Here is a 19,447-nt window from a genome sequence, read left to right as displayed (position 1 = left end):
CGAAAGCGTGGGCGAAAGCGCGGATCGCTTTGCGCGAGGTGGGTTACACTGGGATGCTGCATTGCACAACATTCTGGGGTCCGATATGATCGACCGCGTATTCGAGCAGGCTGTCGTCCACGGTATCCCGTCCCTGCGGGGCACGCCGCGCGGGCAATCCGGGCCGCATGCGCGCGCGATCCGCGCGAAAGCCACGCATGCGCCTCAAGCGGCGCCATCCCAGGCCGATAAACTGCCTGACCGACCCACTCTCCCAGCCCGCCGCCGCCCACCCGCGCAGCGGCGCGGCGCGGGGGCGAACCACCCCTGATGCCGGAGCATCCATGCTCTACCAAATTCGTGAATACCAGCGCGCCTTGCTGAGCCCGCTTACCGCGTGGGCCCAGGCGGCGTCCAAGTCGTTTTCGAACCCGTCGAGCCCGTTCTCGCTGATCCCGGGCGCCACGCGTCTCGCGGCCGGCTACGAACTGCTGTATCGACTCGGCAAGGACTACGAAAAGCCTGAATTCGACATCCGCCAGATCGAGAAAGACGGTTTTCACATTCCGATCGTCGAGCAGACCATCGTCGAGAAGCCGTTCTGCCGCCTGCTGCGTTTCAAGCGCTACGCCGACGACTCCGGCGCCGTCGCCGCGCTCAAGGACGAGCCCTCGGTGCTGGTCTGTGCGCCGCTCTCGGGCCACCACGCCACGCTGCTGCGCGACACGGTGCGCACGCTGCTGCAGGACCACAAGGTCTACATCACCGACTGGATCGACGCGCGCATGGTGCCGCTCGACGCCGGTCCGTTCCATCTCGACGACTACATCGCGTACATCCAGGAATTCATCCGTCATATCGGCGCGAAGAACCTGCACGTGATGTCGGTGTGCCAGCCCACGGTGCCGGTGCTCGCGGCCATTTCGCTGATGGCCTCGCGCGGCGAAGCCACGCCGCTCACCATGACGATGATGGGCGGTCCGATCGACGCGCGCCGCAGCCCGACGGCGGTCAACTCGCTGGCCACCGAGCACTCGCTGGAGTGGTTTGCGAACAACGTCATCCACACGGTGCCGGCCAACTATCCGGGCGAGGGCCGCGAGGTCTATCCGGGCTTCCTCCAGCATGCGGGCTTCGTGGCGATGAATCCGGGCCGCCACACCACCGCGCATTGGGACTTCTACAAGAGCCTGCTGCGCGGCGACGAAGAGGATGCCGAAGCACATCGCCGTTTCTACGACGAATACAACGCGGTGCTCGACATGGCCGCCGAGTATTACCTCGAGACCATCCAGACCGTGTTCCAGGACTTCCGCCTGGCCGAAGGCACGTGGGATGTCGCGGGCGAGCGCGTGCGGCCGCAGGACATTCGCGAAACGGCGCTCTTCACGATCGAAGGCGAACTCGACGACATTTCGGGCTCGGGCCAGACGCATGCCGCTCACGATCTGTGCACGAGCATTCCCGAAGCGCACCGCCATCGCCTGACCGCGGAAAAGTGCGGCCACTACGGCATTTTCTCGGGCCGCCGCTGGCGCACCATCATTTATCCGCAACTGCGCGAATTCTTCCGCCAGTATCAGCAGACCAAGCAGTCGAGCAAGGAAAGCGCGGTCGTCTGAGTTCGCCTCCGCACACGCGATACCGCACACAAAAACGCCGCACCGGTTCTCCAACCGGCGCGGCGTTTTTTCATGGCGGCGCGTAACGGGCTACTTGCGCAGCAGGAACGCGAGCAGCATGTCGGTATTGAGCTTGATGATCTCGGCGCGTTCGGCGGGCGCGCTGAAGTCGCGGCCCATCGTCGCGTTGATGGTGTAGCGGTTCGAGACGATGTAGTAGCCCATGCCCGAGAGCGTCACGTACAGACGCAGCGGATCGACGTCGGAACGGAACAGGCCGGCGGCCTCGCCGCGCGCGAGGATCGAACCGAGCGTGGCGACGATCGGCGACACCATCTCGTGAATGCGCGTGGACTTCTGCATGTAGCGCGCCTCGTGCAGGTTCTCGTTATTCACGAGCCGCAAGAGTTCGGGATGATCGCGGTAGTAATCCCAGACGAAATGCGCGAGCCGCGTGATGGCCTCGACCGGTGCGAGCCCGGCCAGGTCGAGCGCGCGCTCGGCTTCGTTCAGCGCGCCGAACGCGTGTTCGAGCACCGCAGTGAACAACTGCTCCTTGCTTCCGAAGTAGTAGTAGAGCATGCGCTCGTTGGTTTCCGCGCGTCGCGCAATCTGGTCGACGCGGGCGCCAAACAGGCCGCCGCTCGCGAATTCTTCCGCCGCGGCGAGCAGGATGCGGCGGCGCGTGCCTTCAGGATCTCTTTTGATTTTCGGCTGATTCATGGTGGCAGGATCGCTCGATAGGCGCGCGGGCTCCCGCTTCGCGCCGCCGGGCCTCTCCAAACCCATGTAGCGGCAGCGTGACTGCGGGGCGCGCCAGGTTAATGGACTGACACCCTTCTTTTTCGGTCTTGCATGTCGACGTGCGCCGTCACCGGCCCCCTCGCCTGACGATGCGTCGTGAAGCACTCCTCTGCGCCCGATCCGAATCCGGCATGCCCGCGAGGCTGGCGCGACACCTGCGCGGCCGTTCGCGATTCGAATTAAGCGCTTTGATTATGGCACATGCCCTGCCGATGGCAATGCGGGAAATCGGCGATAATGCGGGCTTTGGCGCCGCGCGCGCGAGCCTCGCCAGGCGGCCCTGTCGCCTCGCTTGAGTTGTCAGCGTGCCGCCGCCCGGCCCGCTCCCCATTCCCCCGGGCCCGCCCAGAAGTCGCGACCGTGAACGAACCTAAAACACTTGCAGATCGCATCGAAGATCTGCTGCCCCAGACGCAATGCACCAAGTGCGGCTATGACGGCTGCCGGCCCTACGCCGACGCTGTCGCGGCCGGCAGCGCCAACTACAACCAGTGCCCGCCCGGCGGCGCCGAGGGCGTCGAACGCCTCGCGAGACTGCTGGGCAAGCCGGTTATTCCGATCAATCCGGTCAACGGCGTCGAACGTGCGCGTCCCGTCGCGTTCATCGACGAACAGGTCTGCATCGGCTGCACGCTGTGCATGCAGGCGTGTCCCGTCGATGCGATCGTCGGCGCGCCCAAGCAGATGCACACCATCGTCAAGGATCTCTGCACGGGTTGCGACCTGTGCGTGGCGCCCTGCCCGGTCGATTGCATCGCGATGATTCCGGTGACGGGCGACGCCACCGGCTGGGACGCCTGGACGCAGCAGCAGGCCGATGAAGCACGCCTGCGCCACGACCGCCGCCAGGCGCGCCTCGCCGCCGAGCGCAACGCCGCCGAAGCGCGCGCCGCCGCCCGCCGCGCGGCGGCTGCCGCCCCCGCGCAAGACGCCCAAGACGCGCAGAAGGCGCAGGCGGACCAGACCGAGCAAGCGGCTCACGCAGGCGCGACCACCGCGCCCGCCGCCGCGCAAGCCGCGCCCGCCAACGACGCCGAAGCGAAGAAGAAAGCGATCATCCAGGCCGCGCTGGAACGCGCGCGCCAGAAGAAGGCGGAACTGTCGGCGCGCGGCGAAGGCCCGCGCAACACCGAGCACGTCAGCGCCGACGTGCAGGCGCAGATCGACGCCGCCGAGGCGCGCCGACAGCGTCTGGGCATCGCCGCATCGCAGAACGGCCAGAGTGGCCAGAGCGACGACGCGAGCGAGAAAAGCAAGAAGAGCGACAGCGCCGCCGCCAACACGCCCAACGACGACAAGCCCACGTAACCACCGCGCCCACGCCTATCCGCATGAACGCCACCAAGCGCCGCGCCATCTACGAAACGCTGCAAAGCATCAATCCGCATCCGGAAACCGAGCTGGAGTTCACGACGCCGTTCGAACTCCTGATCGCCGTGCTGTTGTCCGCGCAGGCCACCGATGTGTCGGTGAACAAGGCCATGCGACGGATGTTTCCGGTCGCGAACACGCCGCAGACCGTGCTCGCGCTCGGCGAGGAAGGCGTGGCCGATTACATCAAGACGATCGGCCTCTACCGCACCAAGGCGAAGAACGTGATCGCCACCTGCGAAAAGCTGATCGAGCAGTACGGCGGCGAAGTGCCGCGCACGCGCGAGGCGCTCGAAGGACTGCCCGGCGTGGGCCGCAAGACCGCGAACGTGGTGCTCAACGTGGCGTTCGGCGAGCCGACCATCGCCGTCGACACGCATATCTTCCGGGTCGCGAACCGCACCGGCCTCGCGCCCGGCAAGGACGTGAAGGCCGTCGAGATCGCGCTCGAAAAGTACACGCCGAAGGAATTCCTCGTGAACGCGCATCACTGGCTGATCCTGCATGGCCGCTACGTCTGCAAGGCGCGCCGTCCGGAATGCTGGCATTGCGTGATCGAGCCGGTCTGCGAATTCAGGCAGAAGACGCCGCCGCCCGATCTTTGAGCGATGCCTGAGATCCGCGCCCCAGATCCGGCCCTGAAAACACAGTCGTGTGTTGCGGCTCCAGCTCCGGCAAGTGCGCGCACGGCGGCGTAAAATCGGCCATCACAGTCCAACGACGAAGCCGGTTCGGGTTCGAACCGACTCCCCACCCAGCACGTTCACGATGTTCAATCCCAGCCGCGACGAAGTCCGCCGCTTTTTCACCGAGACCTGGCGCAAGCAGCGCGCGGGCGAAATCCTCACGCCGCTCGAGGCGATTGCCGCCGACTGGATCGTCGAGCATCCCGAGTATCACGCGGAGCTCGCCGACGCCGATCAGGCCGCCGCGCAGGACTATTCGCCCGAGCGCGGGCAAAGCAATCCCTTCCTGCATCTGTCGATGCATCTGGCGATCAGCGAGCAATTGTCGATCGACCAGCCGCCGGGCATCCGCGCGGCGCACGACCGGCTCGCGGCGCGCATGGGCTCCACGCACGACGCGCAGCACGCGATCATGGAATGTCTCGGCGAGACCATCTGGGAAGCGCAGCGCACGAATACGCCGCCCGACACCGACGCCTATCTGCAACGCATCGAGCGCCGCGCGACGCGCGACTGAGCGGATCTGTCGATACGCCGATTCATCGATACACGTCGATTCAAGCGGCATCCACAAACAAAAACACCCCGTTCGAACCGCCACGCGGCCCGAACGGGGTGTTTTTGCTTTCGGCGGCGCGTTCGTGCGTTCGTGCGCCCCAGCGCTTATTTCTTCTCGACGAGATCGCCCTTGAGCGATTCGATATACGCGGCCAGATCCTTCATGTCGCCCTGCGACAGGCTCTGCACCTGCGCCTGCATGATCGGATTGTTGCGACCGAGATGCGGGTTATTGCCGCCCATCTGGTACTGGCGCAGCGCCCAGTAGATGTAATCGGCATGCTGGCCCGCGAGCTTCGGATACTCCGGGCTCACCGGCTTGTTGAGGTTTTCGCCGTGGCAGGCGGCGCAGTTGTGGCTGTCGGACAGCACCTTGCCTTTGGCGGCGTCGGCGGCCTGCGCGGGCAGCGCGACGAGCGTGAAGGCCAGTGCCGATGCGGCGGCAACGATCGCGGCGGCCGGCGCGTACGGACGGCGGCGGGCATGCGCGGGCACGGCCATGCGGGACTTGTTCATGGTTTTTCCTCTCAGTCGCGTGCCGGTTACTTCTCGGGATTGTTCTTCGAGGCGGGCGTCTGCGACGAGTAATACGCCGCGATGTCCGCAATATCCTGATCGCTGAGCGACGCCGCAATGGCGTGCATGGTCTCGAAGTGGCGGTCGCCTTTCTTGTAGCCGTGCAGGGCGTTGTCGATGTACTGGGCATTCTGGCCGCCCAGGATCGGCACGTGATAGACCTCGGGATAGGCCGTGCGATAGTCGGGAATACCATGACAGCCGATACACATCGCCACCTTGTCCTGCCCTGCCTTCGCGTTGCCCACGACGTCCGCGTGTGCCGTGGCCGCGAAGCCCGCCAGCACGGTCAATGCTCCGAACATGACGTGCTTGCCGACAATTTTTTTCATAGCATCCAACCTGGCTTGAGGGGATTCGAACGCCCGAACCGCAGGCCACGGCCTGCGCCGCATTACTGCTGTTTTACTTTTGGGGGTCGCCGTGCAGGCCGAAAAAAATCGGTCCGAGTATACCGCGACGCCACGCCGCACGTCCATCGGGCGGCCGCCCGTGAGGCGCCCGCTCAGGCCCGCCACACGGGGCTCCGGCGTTGTGCGAGGGGCCTCCGGGCGGGTCGTGCGGGGGAACCCTGGTGCGCCGTTCACGACAGTTCCGGCGATAAACAGGTGCCGCATCGGGCGGTGCCAACGATACGCGAGCCCCCTCCGGGCCAACACCCCTTCTGACTTATACTGGGATTTTTTTAGCGAGCGGTTCATCATGCGCGCCACGCGTTTCGAAGGCTCTTCGCAGTACGTCGCCACCGACGACCTCAAGCTCGCGGTCAATGCCGCGATCACCCTGAAGCGTCCGCTGCTCATCAAGGGCGAGCCGGGCACCGGCAAGACGATGCTGGCCGAGGAAGTCGCGGCCGCGCTCGACATGCCGCTCATGCAGTGGCACATCAAGTCCACCACGAAGGCGCAGCAAGGCCTCTACGAATACGACGCGGTGTCGCGCCTGCGCGATTCGCAGCTCGGCGACGAGCGCGTGAAGGACATCCGCAACTACATCGTCAAGGGCGTGCTGTGGCAGGCGTTCGAGTCGGAGCAGCCGGGCGTCTTGCTGATCGACGAGATCGACAAGGCCGACATCGAATTCCCGAACGACCTGCTGCGCGAACTCGACCGCATGGAGTTCTACGTCTACGAGACGCGCGAACTCATCAAGGCGAAGCAGCGTCCGCTCGTGATCATCACGTCGAACAACGAGAAGGAGCTGCCCGACGCCTTCCTGCGCCGCTGCTTCTTCCACTACATCAGCTTTCCCGATCCGGCCACGATGCAGCGCATCGTCGAGGTGCACTATCCGGGCATCCGCAAGGAACTGCTGAGCGCCGCGATGGAGAGTTTCTTCGAACTGCGCAACGTCGCGGGCCTGAAGAAGAAGCCGTCCACGTCGGAACTGCTCGACTGGCTCAAGCTGCTGCTCGCCGAAGAGGTGCCGCCCGAAGCGCTGCGCGCCGTCGACGGCTCGAAGTCGATGCCGCCGCTCGCGGGCGCGCTGCTCAAGAACGAGCAGGACATGACGCTGTTCGAGCGGCTCATCTACATGAACCGCCACAACCGCTAAGCCGCGGGTGAGCGCGTCAATGGCACGCACGAGGCACGCAAGAAGGCACGGAGAATCCGCATGCTGATCGACTTCTTCTACACGCTGCGCGACGCGAAGCTGCCGGTCTCCGTCAAGGAGTACCTCACGCTCGTGGAAGCGCTCAAGGAGCGCGTGATCGCGCCCTCGCTCGACGACTTCTACTTTCTCGCGCGCATGACGCTCGTGAAGGACGAGCAGTATTTCGACCGCTTCGATCAGGCGTTCGGCGCGTATTTCCGCGGCATCGAGAAGAAGTCGGCGCAGGCGTTCGAGATTCCCGAGGACTGGCTCAAGAAGCGGCTCGAACGCGACTTCACGCCCGAGCAGCGCGCGCAGATCGAAGCGATGGGCGGGCTCGACAAGCTCATGGAACGCCTCAAGCAACTGTTCGACGAGCAGAAGGAGCGCCACGAAGGCGGCAGCAAGTGGATCGGCACGGGCGCCACCTCGCCGTTCGGCAACGGCGGCTATAACCCCGAAGGCATCCGCATCGGCGGCGAAGGCGGCCAGCGCAGCGCCGTGAAGGTGTGGGACGCGCGCGCGTATCGCGACTACGACGATCAGGTGGAAATCGGCACGCGCAACATCAAGGTCGCGCTGCGCCGTCTGCGCCGCTTCGCGCGCGAAGGCGCGGCCGAAGAACTCGATCTCACCGACACCATCCGCAGCACCGCCGCCAACGCGGGCTGGCTCGACCTCAAGATGGTGCCGGAGCGCCACAACAAGGTGAAAGTGCTGATGCTGCTCGACGTGGGCGGCTCGATGGACGACCACATCAAGCGCACCGAGGAACTCTTCTCCGCCGCGAAGGCCGAGTTCAAGCATCTGGAGTTCTACTACTTCCACAACTGCGTCTACGACTACCTGTGGAAGAACAATCGCCGCCGCCACGCGGAGCGCACGTCCACGTGGGACCTGCTGCACAAGTTCACGCCCGACTACAAGCTGATCTTCGTCGGCGACGCCACCATGAGCCCGTACGAAGTGCTGCAACCGGGCGGCTCGGTCGAGTACAACAACCCGGAAGCGGGCGCCGTGTGGCTGCGCCGTCTCGCCGATCAGTTCCCGCATTTCGCGTGGCTCAATCCCGAACCCGAACGGCTCTGGGAATACCGGCAATCGGTATCGGTGATCCGCGAGATTCTCGGGCATCGCATGTATCCGCTCACCGTCGCGGGGCTCGAAACCGCCATGCGCGTGCTGAGCAAGTAACGCCCCTTCTCCCCTGCACATCACACACGCCACACCCGCCCAAGCGGGCATTCACAAGTAAAACGAGGAGAGTTCCAGCATGACCGCGCCTTCATCCCCCGACCTGCCGGCGAGCGTCCGGCCGGGACCGCTGCGGCCGCTCGCCGACACGTCGGTCGCCACGATCGTGGCCGGTTTCGTCGCGATGATGACGGGCTACACGAGTTCGCTCGTGCTGATGTTCCAGGCGGGCCAGGCCGCACACCTGACGCCCGAACAGATTTCCTCGTGGATCTGGTCGCTCTCGATCGGCATGGGCGTCACCACCATCGGCCTCTCGCTGTGGTTCCGCGCGCCCACCGTGATCGCCTGGTCCACGCCGGGCGCGGCGCTGCTGATCAGCTCGCTGCCGCACGTGCCCTACGCCGAAGCCATTGGCGCCTATATCGTCTGCGCGCTGCTGCTGACCGCCGTGGGCCTCACGGGCTGGTTCGACACGCTGATGAAGCGCATTCCCGGCGGCATCGCCGCGGCGCTGCTCGCGGGCATCCTGTTCGAGATCGGCATCGAGATCTTCCATGCGGCGCAGGTGCAAACGCCGCTCGTGCTCACGATGTTCTTCGCGTATCTGCTGCTCAAGCGCGCGGTGCCGCGTTACGCGATTGTCGGCACGCTGGTGGTGGGCGTGGCGGCCGCCGCGACGCTCGGCCTGCTCGACTTCAGCCACTTCCGCGTGGCGGTCGCAAAACCGGTGTTCACGATGCCCGCGTTCTCGGTGCAGGCGATCGTCAGCATCGGCATTCCGCTGTTCGTGGTGGCGATGGCTTCGCAGAACGTGCCCGGCATCGCCGTGCTGCGCGCCGACGGCTACAACACGCCCTCCTCGCCGCTGATCGCCACCACGGGCCTCGCGTCGCTCGTGCTCGCGCCGTTCGGCTCGCACGGCATCAACCTCGCGGCCATCACGGCGGCGATCTGCACCGGCCCGCACGCGCACGAGGACCGCAACAAGCGCTATATGGCGGCCGTCTGGTGCGGCATCTTCTATCTGATCGCGGGCACCTTCGGCGCGACCATCGCGGCGCTGTTCGCGGCGTTTCCGCAGGCGCTGGTGGTCTCGATCGCCGCGCTCGCGCTGTTCGGCTCGATCATGAGCGGGCTGACCAACGCGATGCAGAACCCGAGCGAGCGCGAAGCGGCTCTCGTCACCTTCATGGTGACGGCCTCCGGCCTCACGTTGCTGTCGATCGGCGCGGCGTTCTGGGGCCTGGTCGCCGGCGTGCTCACGCAGGTCATTCTGAACGCGCGGCGGGCCTGAAAACTGCAACACCGGCATGGCCGCCATGACGACTGCGCGCGCGACATCGCACCGCCTTCCGATCCGCCATAAAATGGGGGTGTGCGCCGCGCAGGCCCCAACCCGGCCGCGCGGCAGCGCGCTGCCGCCATCCGGCGGCGACGCAGCGCCGATCCCTGCGATCCACGTTAATACGCGTAATTTCGCGTTTCGCCCTGCTCCCGCGAATCCCGGCTCGCCGGCCCGCGCGCAGGCCGTTCCCTTTCACCGACGCTGGCGCGCATGCGCCCACAAGGCCTGACATGACTACCGCACTCGATCAGCTCAAGCAGTACACCACCGTCGTCGCCGACACGGGCGACTTCCAGCAATTCGTCCAGTACAAGCCGCAGGACGCGACCACCAATCCGTCGCTGATTCTCAAGGCCGTGCAGAAAGCCGAGTACCGGCCGCTGCTCGAAAAAACCGTGCGCGATCACGCGGGCGAATCGGTCGAAGCGATCATCGACCATCTGCTGATCGCCTTCGGCACCGAAATCCTCAAGATCATTCCGGGCCGCGTCTCGACCGAAGTCGACGCGCGTCTCTCGTTCGACACGAAGAAGTCGATCGACAAGGCTCATCACATCATCGACCTGTACAAGAAAGCAGGCATCGAGAAAGAGCGCGTGCTGATCAAGCTCGCGTCGACGTGGGAAGGCATCCGCGCGGCGGAAGTGCTGCAGAAGGAAGGCATCCGCTGCAACATGACGCTGCTGTTCTCGCTCGCGCAGGCCGCCGCGTGCGCCGAAGCGGGCGCGCAACTGATCTCGCCGTTCGTCGGCCGCATCTACGACTGGTACAAGAAGGCCAAGGGCGCCGACTGGGACGACGCGAAGGACGGCGGCGCGAACGATCCGGGCGTGCAGTCGGTGCGCAAGATCTACGCGTACTACAAGAAGTTCGGCTACAAGACCGAGGTGATGGGCGCGAGCTTCCGCAACACGAGCCAGATCGTCGAACTGGCGGGCTGCGACCTGCTCACGATCAGCCCGGACCTGCTGCAGAAGCTGCAGGACAGCAGCGAAAAGATCGAGCGCAAGCTGTCGGCGGAAGCCTTCAAGGACGCGCAGATCGAACGCGTGGCCGTGGACGAAGCGTCGTTCCGCTTCCTGCTCAACGAAGATGCGATGGCTACCGAGAAGCTCGCGGAAGGCATCCGCGCCTTCGCCGCCGATGCGGTGAAGCTCGACAAGATGGTCGAGGAACTGCGCGCGAAGTAAGGCGCTCGACACTCGGTGAGCGCGCGTTAAACGCTTACTGATCGCCGAAAAATACGAAGGGCCGCGCGTGCAGAACGTGCGGCCCTTTTCTTTTTTGCGGCGCGTTATTGGCGCTTTGTATTAGCGTGCCCGCGCCCTGCAACCTCCATTCCAGCCTGCGCTCTCGCAAACCCTGGCGACGCGCCGCGCGGCGCCGCGCGGGCCTGCGCCTAGAATCAGGACAGCGGCGCACACAGCCGCGCGTTTGGCTCCCACAACATCCCCACAACCGTTGCGCATCCGCGCGCGCGGGCCGCCCCTGCGGGGAACCGGTCCGCAAGGAAAACGATGATGCAGATCCAGCCCTACCTGTTCTACCCCGGCAACTGCGAAGAGGCGATCGCGTTCTATCACGAGGCGCTCGGCGCGCAGACGCTGTTCACGATGCGCTTCAAGGAAGCGCCGCCCGATCCGGCGCGTCCCATGCCCGCCGAATTCGCCGAGAAGATCATGCACGCCACGCTTCAGGTCGGCGATGCGCAGATCATGATGTCCGATGGCGGCTGTATGACCGGCAACGACAAGTTCACCGGCTTCAGCGTCTCGCTCACGGCCGCCGACGCCGCCACCGCGCAACGCTACTTCGACGCGCTATCGCAAGGCGCCCAGGTGACCATGCCGTTCCAGAAAACCTTCTGGTCGCCGGGCTTCGGCATGCTGACCGACAAGTTCGGCGTGCCGTGGATGGTCACCGCGCCGCCGCTCGAAAGCCCGGCCGCTTAAATCGCCTCGAAAGCGGTTTCTGCACCCGCCGCGCGCCTCACACCATCCGATGCAGGTGCGCGCGCTCGATGTTCCAGCGCGGCTCGGTCTCCAGCAACAGGGACCGTAGCTGCGCCACCTGCTCCTCGAATCGCAAACCCAGCCAGTACGGCCCCTGCATGTCCGGCGCGAGCGGCGCGGCGGGCTCGGCCGCCAGCGCCTGAGCGCTGTCGAGCGACGGTGCGCGCAACGCCTTGGCCGCCGCTTCCGGATGACGCGCGCCGCCAAAACGCAGCGCCCGCGCCGTCGCCAGCAGCGCTTCGCGCACGCACGCACTGCGCCCGGCGAACGCCACGCGCACGAGTTGCTGCTCGTAGCGTCCAAGCCCGGTCGCCATCATCTCCAGCGAGCTGAGGATCGCGCGATGCTGGCGCTGGATCTGTTCGAGCCGCGCCGCCGGCACGTCGATCTCCTTCGCCACGGAAGGCATCAGCGAACGCAGTTGCACGAGACGCTGGTTCAGGCGGCGAAAGATCTCGATGTGCTCGTCGTTGTCGACGTGCACGCCGCTCACGATCTGCGTGTAGACGCGCGCGCATTCGCGCAGGCTGTCGGCGAGCCGGTAGCGCCACGAATAGGTCGCGTGCAGCGGCAGCGCGAACGAAAACGCCAGCGCGATCACGATGCCGATCATCACGTTGAGCGTGCGCCACAAGCCGGTGTCGATGAGATTGTCGCCGTGGCCCGCGACGATGCACATCGTGATCGCCGTGAGCAGCGCCACGTAACCGGGCTTGCCGATCGCGTAGTAACTACAGACGGCCGCGACGATCGACATCAGCGAATAGGTGAGCCACGACGAACCCGTGACGGCCTGCACGACGATCAGCGTCAGGCCGATGAGCGCGCCGAGCAGCGTGCCGAGCGCGCGCTCCGCGGCCTTCTTGCGAATATTGCCGTGATGCTGCAAGCCGCCGATCACCACCAGCAGCGTGACCGAGGCCCAGATACCGTGCGGTATGTTGATGCCGGTGGTGGCGAGAATCGACGTCAGCATCGCGAGGCCCACGCGGATGGCGTGGATGAGCGCCGCGTTGCGGTAGCGATAGAACGGCGACGTGAGCGCGCGCCAGACCCGCGCGACGCGCGAGCGGACGCGCCGGCGCGGCACGGCGGAGTGTGTGGACTTCGGTTCGGACAAGTTCATGTTGCGCGCTGGACATTCGGGCCGGTGTCGTCGGAATGACACCGTGCAGCGCACATCGTGCACCAGAAAAACGAATGCCCGCAACCGTCATCGGCGCGGGCATGCGTGATTGCGGCTTGATGGCGGCTTGATGGCGGCTTGTTTGCGGCATCAAGCGGGCACAGTGGGCGCATTCGCCGCGCCCTCGCCGCGCCCTCGCCGATCAGCTTTCGACCACGTCCAGATAATCTTCCGGACGCGTGCGGTCCTCGCCCTTCTGCATCCCGAACAGATGCACGAGCGCCGACACCACCACCGCCACCACGAGATTCACGATCAGCGACCACACCGCCGCGTAGCCCGGCACGTCGATGCCGAACAGATGCACGACGAAGATCGAGCCCTTGAGATGCAGCGAGATCGCCATCCACGTGCCGGTGCCGATGCCCACCGCCCAGCCGATCAGCAGACCGCGCCAGTCGAGCATGCGCGTGTAGAGACCGAGCACGATCGCGGGCAGCGTCTGGATGATCCAGATGCCGCCGAGCAGTTGCAGCTGGATCGCGTACGTGAGCGGCAACCCGAGAATGAACGCCACCGCGCCCACTTTCACGATCAGCGAAACCAGCTTGGCGATGTTGGTTTCCTGCTCGTTACTCATCTTGCGGTTGATGAACTCCTTGTGGATGTTGCGCGTGTACAGGTTGGCGGCCGCGATCGACATGATCGCCGCGGGCACCAGCGCGCCGATGCCGATCGCCGCGAACGCCACGCCCACGAACCACGATGGGAAGAAGTGCAGGAACAGCGCCGGTACCGCGAAGTTCGGGCCGAAAGCCTTGAAGTACGGTGCGAATTCCGGCATGTCCTTCACGCCCGAGGCGAGCGCCATGAAGCCGAGCAGCGCGAGCAGGCCGAGCACGAGCGAGTACGCGGGCAGCATCGCCATGTTGCGGCGGATGGTGTTGCCCGACGACGACGACAGCACCGCCGTGATCGAATGCGGATAGAGGAACAGCGCGAGTGCCGAACCCACCGCGAGCGTCGCGTACGCGCTATAGCCGTTCAGGCTCGACGCGTCCGGTGCCTTGAGCAGCAGTTTGGCCGGCGGCACCGAAGCGAAGATATGGCCGAAACCGCCCATCTGCGCCGGAATCACGATGATCGCCACCGCGATGGTCACGTAGATCAGAATGTCCTTCACGACCGCGATCATCGCCGGCGCACGCAGACCCGAGGTGTAGGTATAGGCCGCGAGAATCGCGAACGCGATGATGAGCGGCAGGTCGCCGACGAAGCCCGTGGTGTCGAAACCCAGCGCGCCGATCACCACTTCGATCCCCACCAGCTGCAGCGCGATATACGGCATGGTCGCGACGATGCCCGTGACCGCGATGGCGAGCGCGAGCATGCGGCTGCCGTAACGCGCGCTCACGAAGTCGGCGGACGTCACGTAGTGATGGCGCTTGGCGATGGCCCAGAGCTTCGGGAACACCACGAATGCGAACGGATAGATCAGGATCGTGTACGGCAGCGCGAAGAAACCCGTTGCGCCCGCGCCGAACACGAGAGCGGGGACCGCCACGAAGGTGTACGCCGTATAGAGATCGCCGCCGAGCAGGAACCAGGTGACGATGGTGCCGAAGCGGCGCCCGCCGAGACCCCATTCGTCGAGATGCGCGAGATCGCCCTTGCGCCAATGCGCGGCCAGAAAGCCGATGATGGTCACGCCGATGAAGAACAGGACGAAGACGAAGGTTGCGGTGACGTTCATTGCGCGCCTCCCGCGTTGCCGCGCTTCGAGCGGTCCTTGGTCTTGTGATAGACGAGCGCGGTGATGACCGCGCTGATCAGCACCCAGAAGAGCTGATACCAGTAGAAGAACGGGAAGTCCCACAATGTGGGTTCGACCTTGTTGTACGACGGCACCCAGATCATCGCGATCCAGGGCAGCAACAGCAGCCAGAGCCAGTGCTTGCTGGCTTTTCCGGCGTCGGCGTCGTGAGCCATGACGTCTCCTCCTCACTTATGTTGTTATGCGACGTCGGTGCGCCGCCTGTACGGCCGCGAAAGGGCCGATGGCCCGCGAGCTCGTGCCTCGCAAGGTCCCCGAAAGCGCTGAAAAGAGTAGCGAGGCCCCGATAGCGGGTCAAGCCGGGGCGGACCCCAACCCCGGCCGTGCTGTCAAGGCGCGAGAACGGTGCGTGGGCATCGTTTCGGATTCGCAATCGTCAGCTATCCGAAAGCCCGCAAAAAACGGGGACGAAAAAAAACCGGCCAGAAAGCCGGTTTCTTTCTTGGTGCGCTCGACGAACATGACGAACGTGACGAACGCACCAGGCGAGCAGACTCAGATGGCGAACGACGCACCTTCCTTACCGATTTCCTTGCACGCTGCGCGCAGCGACTTGACCCACTGGTGCGCGGGCAGGCCGAGCTTGCTTTCGAGCATGCGCGCACGCTTTTCGAGCGCCGTCCAGCTCACGTCGAGCGCCGGACCCGAGAACGCCAGCGCGACGCGATTGCCGTCGTGCACTTCGGGCAGCGCGATCACGCGGCCGTCGAAGGCTTCCTTCAGGCGCTTCATGTTGCGCACGTAGCTCGGGTGGTCGCCGAACAGGTTGATCGTCGCGACGCCCGCCTCCGCGAGACAGGCGCGCGCGGCGCGGTAGAACGCCACGCTGTCGAGCACCGGACCGCGTGCGGTCGCGTCGTAGATGTCGATTTGCAGTGCGCCGACCGTGCCGTGGTTCGAGCGGTCCTGCACGAAGTCCCATGCGTCGAGTTCACGCACGGCGAGGCGCGCGTCGTCCATCGGCAGATCGAACATCGTGCGCGCGGCCACCACGACCGCCGGGTTCAGCTCGATCGCCTCGACCTTCGCGGGACGCAGGTAGCGATGCGCGAACTTGGTCAGCGCCGCGGCGCCCAGACCGAGTTGCACGATGCGCGCGGGCGTCGCGAGGAACAGCAGCCAGGCCATCATCTGCTGCGCGTATTCGAGTTCGATGTGCTGCGGCTTCGACAGACGCATCGCGCCTTGCACCCATTCGGTGCCGAAGTGCAGGTAGCGCACGCCGCCCTCTTCCGAGAACGTGACCGGTGCGAAGCGCGGCTTGCGCGGCTTTTCGATGACCGGTGCGTGTTCGAGTTCTTCCGCGGCCAGGGCGGCGCGGCGCGCGAGCTTGGTGGACTTGGCGGGTTTGATCGCCTTGGCCGGTTTAGCGGGTTTGGCTGCCTTGGTCGGCTTGGCGGCTTTTTCTGCCTTTGCGGCCTTCGGCGCTGCTGCTTCTGCAACGACCGTGGCAGCAACCGGCGCGCGCTTCACGCGTGCTGCGGGCTTGGCTTCTGCCTTCGCTGCGGGCTTCGCTGCCTTCTTCGAGACGGGCTTGGCTTCTGCCTTTGCAACCGGCGTCGCATCCACCTTCGCTGCGGGCTTCGCTTCCGCCTTCACCGCAGGCTTCGCTGCCTTCTTCTCAACCGGCTTTGCTTCAGCCTTCGCCGCCACTTCAGCGGCAGGCTTCGCGACCGGCTTGACTTCCGCCTTTACCGCAGGCTTCGCTGCCTTCTTTGCGGCGGGCTTGGCTTCTGCCTTTGCAACCGGCGTCGCATCCACCTTCGCTGCGGGCTTCGCTGCCTTCTTCGCAACCGGCTTCGCTTCAGCCTTCGCTGCTACTTCAGCGACAGGCTTCGCTTCCGGCTTGGCGACAGGCTTCGCAGCGCGCTTCGCAGCAGGCTTGACTGCCGCCTGCTTCGGCGCTTCGACGACTGCCGGCGCAGCTTCGGCTGCCACGACGGCTGGCGCGGCTTCGACCGCTGCCGGCGCTTGCGCCGCTTCCGTCACTTCCGCCACCGCAGCCGGTGCGGCTTCGACGGCGGCCGGCGCCGCTGCCTGCACCGCAGCCTCGGCTTGCGGCGCTGCCTCGATCTGCTGCGGCGCTTCGGTTTCCGGCGTCGTTCCGGTCGTCGGCGCGCTCTCGGCAGCGTCGGTTTTGTTGAATGCGCGGGCCTCAGCCGAAGCGCGCTTGATCAGAGTCGTCATGTGGAAAATGCGATGCTTGGAAGGAGCAAAAGCAGCCGCGGCAACAGCACATCTGCAGCGCGACTGCGGGGGCGACCGAGAGCATAGCATTCGCCGCGCATCGCGCTGCAATTACACGGCAATGACGCCGCCTTAACACCACAATCGCGCGACAAAACACCACGAAAAAAGCCCTGCAATCACGAACAGCCGACGTTCAATCGCAAGCGCTCACCCCGTTCACGATGTTGCAGTGCTCCGCGCGCCAATGACTCTGATCGCTGATGCCGACGCCCACGTTCATGCCGCCGATCGCCGGCCCGCTCGATTGCAGTGCGAGCGGATTCACGCTCACCGGATGAAAGTGCAGGTCGATGCGCGCGATGTGCAAGGCCGTCGGCACCGGCGGCAACGGCGTGGCGACGTCGATGGCGCGCTCGACGGCCTTGTCGTAATCGTGATTGCCGCTCGAATGCAGCAGCTTCACGGAAAGAATGCGGCCGTCAGGCGCGGCGCGGATCGACACCACGGCCTCGGTGTCCACCGACACTTTCTTCGGATTCGAAAACATATTGCCGCCGAGTTTGCAGTTCACGTAGCGCTCCCACTGCCGCGCGTCCAGCGTGGCTTCGGTAGGCGCGGGCGCGCCGCTTTCGGCGACCGACGCGAGGCAGCGGCTCATCACGGCTTCGGGTGAAGGATGCACCTGCGGACCGGCGGCGGCCGGCTCGTCGGAAGCGCAGGCGGCCAGTGCGAGCGCGCAGGGAAAAGCGAGCAGGAGCAGGCGTTTCTTGTTCATTGTGGTTTCGTGTCCCGTCGATAATGAATGCGCACCTCGGCGTGCGCGGGAGCATGCTAGCGCGGCGAGATTGCAGTGCGCTTACGCGGCCCCGGCATCCCGGCGACGCGCCGCGTCGTCCGGCTTGCCCGCGAATGCGCCGATCGCGCGCCACGCCACCAGTTTCGCCGCGAAGTTCATCGACGCGTACGCCGGGCTGCTCGACGGCAGATGCAGGATCGCGAGGCGCGGCGCGTGCGCGCCCAGAATGCGCTCGCCGATGCGCGCCGCCGTGCCGCCGTTGAACGCGATCGCTTCGAGCGCGGGCAGGCTCTTGATCAGCGTGACGAGATCGTTGCCGGCGTGGTCGCGGATCGCGGCGTCGAGACTGCCTTCGCGGCGCGCCTCGGCCACCACGTCCCACAATCCGACCCGATTCGCACGCAGCGCGTGTAAACGTGCGTCGTATTCCATCGCGACGAGGTCCGCGCCGATCACGTCTCCCACCAGCGCCCAGAATTTATTCTGCTTGTGCGCGTAATACTGCTGATGCGCGAGCGACGCCTCGCCCGGCAGGCTGCCGAGAATCAGCACGCGCGTGTGCGCATCGACGACGGGCGGGAAGCAGCGTTTGAACGACATGGGCGAGCGCAATGCGATTCAGCGCGGCGCGCCGGGAGGGAGGTTTTGATGCGCAACTTGATGCGCACGCGAAGCCGTATGTCCGAGCGGACCGCGCTCGCGCGCCGAATGTGACGTATGCGACGTATGCGACGTATGCGCGGCCGACGCCTTGCCAGCCGACTCCGCAAGATACGCCCACAGCGCGGGCAGCATGCATTCGGTGACGAGCAGCGGCTTGCCGTGACGCTCGAACACCGAACGCCGCGCGACGAACGCATGCGGCGCATGCGCGCAGGCAGAACCGGTCTCGCCGATTTCGCGCGCTGCGAGCGCATGCAGCGGATGCCGCGCGATCACGCGCCGGCTCACCAGCGCCGAACGCGCCACGCCGCTATCGCTGTAAAGCAGTTCGGCGAGCGGTCGCGTGCGCAAGCGCCGCATGGCCTGCCAGACGCCGTGACTCGCACCAAGCGGCGTCGCGCTATGCGCCGCCACGAACGGCACGCCATCGACTTCGAGCACGATCTCGCGCACCCATGCGCGCTCGCGCGGCGCGAGACCGAGTGCGGCACATTCGTCGGACCAGGGCATATCGACGGCTTCGCGCGTCACGCGCACCCGAACCTGGCCGAGCGTGCGCAAATGCGCGGTGAGCGAACCGCCGCGCGTGAGCCAGTCTTTCTGGGCGGCGCTGAAGGCCGCGAGGGGCGCGACGCGCCAGTGCGCGTCGGCGGCATCGAATCGGATAGGCATGGCGCGATTATAGGCTGCGCACAGTTAGGACGATTCGTATGGCAGCACGGCATGGGACGCGGAAAACTGCCGGATACACCGACGTGCATTCTGCCGCACCCCGCCAGACACGGTCGGTGCACCAGAAGACTCGCATGGCAGACAACCGGAAGCAGACTTCGCAAAAAGTCAGTCGTCTCGCAGCGCAAACGCTGCATGACCCCAAGGCGTCCGCGATCAAGAAGCGCCTGGCCGCTTCGGCGCTCGCGCAATCACACACATCCAAACAGACCGGCGCCACGATGGAGCACGAGGCGAGCGAAGTCCTGCACAGCCCGAAATATTCGACGGAGACCAAAACGCTCGCGGCATCGGTGCTTGCGCAATCCAACAAGGAGCGCAAGGCCAAATAAAAAGCACGCCGCAGGTTTCCCTGCGGCGTGC

Annotated in this window: 20 protein-coding genes; 10 read left to right on the top strand and 10 right to left on the bottom strand. The window is 65.6% G+C overall.

Going from position 1 to position 19,447, the window contains the following annotated elements; genetic code table 11:
- The first annotated feature begins 323 nt into the window (after positions 1-323).
- Positions 324-1,601 (top strand): polyhydroxyalkanoate depolymerase, encoded by a 1,278-nt coding sequence (locus G5S35_RS04325; protein ID WP_110327602.1) that lies wholly within the window; start codon positions 324-326, stop codon positions 1,599-1,601.
- A 90-nt stretch (positions 1,602-1,691) separates the two neighbouring features.
- On the opposite strand, the gene G5S35_RS04320 is transcribed toward G5S35_RS04325, so the two are convergent.
- On the bottom strand, positions 1,692-2,324 hold the full coding sequence (locus G5S35_RS04320; protein WP_065063648.1) for a TetR/AcrR family transcriptional regulator: 633 nt from the start codon (positions 2,322-2,324) through the stop codon (positions 1,692-1,694).
- 441 nt (positions 2,325-2,765) lie between these two features.
- Between G5S35_RS04320 and rsxB the strand changes: the two genes are divergently transcribed.
- The 3 genes from rsxB to G5S35_RS04305 all read left to right on the top strand — a co-directional run bounded on the left by rsxB (position 2,766) and on the right by G5S35_RS04305 (position 4,979).
- Positions 2,766-3,713, top strand: a complete 948-nt coding sequence (rsxB, locus tag G5S35_RS04315; protein WP_065063650.1) for an electron transport complex subunit RsxB — start codon at positions 2,766-2,768, stop codon at positions 3,711-3,713.
- 23 nt (positions 3,714-3,736) lie between these two features.
- On the top strand, positions 3,737-4,381 hold the full coding sequence (gene nth / locus G5S35_RS04310) for an endonuclease III (RefSeq protein WP_065063652.1): 645 nt from the start codon (positions 3,737-3,739) through the stop codon (positions 4,379-4,381).
- Positions 4,382-4,544: 163 nt separating this feature from the next.
- On the top strand, positions 4,545-4,979 hold the full coding sequence (locus tag G5S35_RS04305) for a DUF1841 family protein (RefSeq protein ID WP_065063655.1): 435 nt from the start codon (positions 4,545-4,547) through the stop codon (positions 4,977-4,979).
- 146 nt (positions 4,980-5,125) lie between these two features.
- Here the strand turns inward: G5S35_RS04305 and G5S35_RS04300 are convergent, their stop codons facing one another.
- Both G5S35_RS04300 and G5S35_RS04295 read right to left on the bottom strand, forming a co-directional pair.
- Entirely contained in the window at positions 5,126-5,521 is a 396-nt protein-coding gene (locus tag G5S35_RS04300; protein ID WP_065063657.1) for a c-type cytochrome, read from the bottom strand.
- A 41-nt stretch (positions 5,522-5,562) separates the two neighbouring features.
- Positions 5,563-5,928 (bottom strand): c-type cytochrome, encoded by a 366-nt coding sequence (locus G5S35_RS04295; RefSeq protein WP_110327599.1) that lies wholly within the window; start codon positions 5,926-5,928, stop codon positions 5,563-5,565.
- A gap of 370 nt (positions 5,929-6,298) precedes the next feature.
- Between G5S35_RS04295 and G5S35_RS04290 the strand changes: the two genes are divergently transcribed.
- The 5 genes from G5S35_RS04290 (at position 6,299) to G5S35_RS04270 (ending at position 11,683) form a co-directional block, all read left to right on the top strand.
- Positions 6,299-7,150: an AAA family ATPase gene (locus tag G5S35_RS04290; protein ID WP_065063661.1), complete on the top strand. Its 852-nt coding sequence runs from the start codon at positions 6,299-6,301 to the stop codon at positions 7,148-7,150.
- A 60-nt stretch (positions 7,151-7,210) separates the two neighbouring features.
- Positions 7,211-8,383, top strand: coding sequence for a vWA domain-containing protein (locus tag G5S35_RS04285; RefSeq protein WP_183038655.1), 1,173 nt, complete (start codon positions 7,211-7,213; stop codon positions 8,381-8,383).
- Between the two features lie 79 nt (positions 8,384-8,462).
- Positions 8,463-9,680 (top strand): benzoate/H(+) symporter BenE family transporter, encoded by a 1,218-nt coding sequence (locus tag G5S35_RS04280; RefSeq protein ID WP_065063665.1) that lies wholly within the window; start codon positions 8,463-8,465, stop codon positions 9,678-9,680.
- Positions 9,681-9,961: 281 nt separating this feature from the next.
- The gene (tal, locus tag G5S35_RS04275; RefSeq protein WP_065063667.1) at positions 9,962-10,921 is read left to right on the top strand and encodes a transaldolase; all 960 of its coding nucleotides are present in this window, start codon (positions 9,962-9,964) and stop codon (positions 10,919-10,921) included.
- Positions 10,922-11,251: 330 nt separating this feature from the next.
- Positions 11,252-11,683 (top strand): VOC family protein, encoded by a 432-nt coding sequence (locus G5S35_RS04270; protein WP_110327596.1) that lies wholly within the window; start codon positions 11,252-11,254, stop codon positions 11,681-11,683.
- A 37-nt stretch (positions 11,684-11,720) separates the two neighbouring features.
- On the opposite strand, the gene G5S35_RS04265 is transcribed toward G5S35_RS04270, so the two are convergent.
- The 7 genes from G5S35_RS04265 to G5S35_RS04235 all read right to left on the bottom strand — a co-directional run bounded on the left by G5S35_RS04265 (position 11,721) and on the right by G5S35_RS04235 (position 19,024).
- Positions 11,721-12,869 carry an FUSC family protein gene (locus G5S35_RS04265; protein ID WP_124261138.1) on the bottom strand — a complete coding sequence of 383 codons (1,149 nt, stop codon included), beginning with the start codon at positions 12,867-12,869 and terminating at the stop codon, positions 11,721-11,723.
- Positions 12,870-13,071: 202 nt separating this feature from the next.
- Positions 13,072-14,622, bottom strand: a complete 1,551-nt coding sequence (gene mctP, locus G5S35_RS04260; protein WP_065063674.1) for a monocarboxylate uptake permease MctP — start codon at positions 14,620-14,622, stop codon at positions 13,072-13,074.
- Positions 14,619-14,858: a DUF3311 domain-containing protein gene (locus G5S35_RS04255; RefSeq protein ID WP_183038654.1), complete on the bottom strand. Its 240-nt coding sequence runs from the start codon at positions 14,856-14,858 to the stop codon at positions 14,619-14,621. The genes mctP and G5S35_RS04255 overlap by 4 nt, the downstream gene beginning before the upstream one ends.
- Positions 14,859-15,198: 340 nt before the next feature.
- A complete protein-coding gene (locus G5S35_RS04250; RefSeq protein ID WP_456299813.1) occupies positions 15,199-16,176 on the bottom strand; it encodes a class I SAM-dependent methyltransferase in 978 nt (325 codons plus the stop codon).
- Between the two features lie 910 nt (positions 16,177-17,086).
- Positions 17,087-17,668, bottom strand: coding sequence for an energy transducer TonB (locus tag G5S35_RS04245; protein ID WP_110327594.1), 582 nt, complete (start codon positions 17,666-17,668; stop codon positions 17,087-17,089).
- An 81-nt stretch (positions 17,669-17,749) separates the two neighbouring features.
- Positions 17,750-18,289 (bottom strand): DNA-deoxyinosine glycosylase, encoded by a 540-nt coding sequence (locus G5S35_RS04240; RefSeq protein ID WP_183038653.1) that lies wholly within the window; start codon positions 18,287-18,289, stop codon positions 17,750-17,752.
- Between the two features lie 18 nt (positions 18,290-18,307).
- Entirely contained in the window at positions 18,308-19,024 is a 717-nt protein-coding gene (locus tag G5S35_RS04235) for a chorismate--pyruvate lyase family protein (RefSeq protein WP_183038652.1), read from the bottom strand.
- 38 nt (positions 19,025-19,062) lie between these two features.
- Here G5S35_RS04235 and G5S35_RS04230 point away from each other — a divergent pair, with 38 nt between their 5' ends.
- Entirely contained in the window at positions 19,063-19,416 is a 354-nt protein-coding gene (locus G5S35_RS04230) for a hypothetical protein (protein ID WP_237181339.1), read from the top strand.
- Positions 19,417-19,447: the final 31 nt, after the last annotated feature.

The sequence above is a fragment of the Paraburkholderia tropica genome (genome assembly GCF_014171495.1).
Lineage (GTDB): Bacteria > Pseudomonadota > Gammaproteobacteria > Burkholderiales > Burkholderiaceae > Paraburkholderia > Paraburkholderia tropica.
Note: the sequence above shows the minus strand (reverse complement) of the source record. Positions and strands in the feature narration are given on the sequence as shown.